General features: G+C 28.7%; 1 protein-coding gene. It reads right to left on the bottom strand.

Going from position 1 to position 865, the window contains the following annotated elements; translation table 11 throughout:
- Positions 1-44: 44 nt before the first annotated feature.
- Positions 45-740, bottom strand: a complete 696-nt coding sequence (locus IC221_RS29255) for a hypothetical protein (RefSeq protein ID WP_188172323.1) — start codon at positions 738-740, stop codon at positions 45-47.
- Between the last annotated feature and the right edge of the window lie 125 nt (positions 741-865).

Genomic DNA, 865 nt, shown 5'->3' with positions numbered 1-865 from the left:
AATCACACTACATAGCATTTATGAGTATGTTTTTGAGAAACCGATTAAAAGTTAACTTTAATTTTTAAATGACTTCTTTTGTTCAAATTTGTCTGTACAATATTTAATGAAACATTAATTGGTTGCAATCCTTGCCCTTCAATCAATTGTTTTCCATCAGAATTCAAAGGTGTGTTTTGCTTTGTTGTTTCAATCACCTTTAAAAATTCACGAAAGTCAACTGAAAACATTTCAATAAGATTTGAAACTTTGTCACTTGTTTCTTTAGGCAGAAAAAGAAAAGATTTTCGAATTTCTTTAATTTTTTCACGGATAGGATAACCAATATCATTTATATCAGCAATTGGTTGTTGTGTCAATCTCTTAAAATGAAAAGGAAACTCACGAATCATAAAGTCTTCAAAATCGATAAGTTTTTCCCATGTTCCTTGATAACTTGTCAATAATAAATCGAAGTGTTTTTGTTCGAAATTAATCAGTTTTGTTATTTGAAGTTCTGATTTTCGAATTTCTTCTCCTAATCTCAATTCAACTGCTTTATTCTCTTTAGACCAAATATTTTCTTTTTCCTTAATCTGCTCTTGTAATTTAATTTCTTGCCTTTTCAAATCTTTCCTAAAAAGATTCAGTACCCATTCTTTAAAAATCCAAATTACCAAAGCAGATAGGGACGCAAGAGACAAACCAGTTCCAGTTAAAATTGCGATTATCTTTGTAACATCATTCCAAGTTAATTCCATTATTTTCAATTTATTATGAAATGCTTCTGTTTTTCTTCAATAACAGCTAACAGTTGAGGTAAGTTTTGTCTCTCAACTATCCTCTAAATTATAAAATGTAGTTCGAATTATAAAACTTACCGAAT

Origin of the sequence: Flammeovirga sp. EKP202 (assembly GCF_014534745.1) — a bacterium.
GTDB lineage: Bacteria > Bacteroidota > Bacteroidia > Cytophagales > Flammeovirgaceae > Flammeovirga.
The sequence above is the reverse complement of the archived record's forward strand: the minus strand, read 5'-3'. Positions and strand labels throughout refer to the sequence as shown.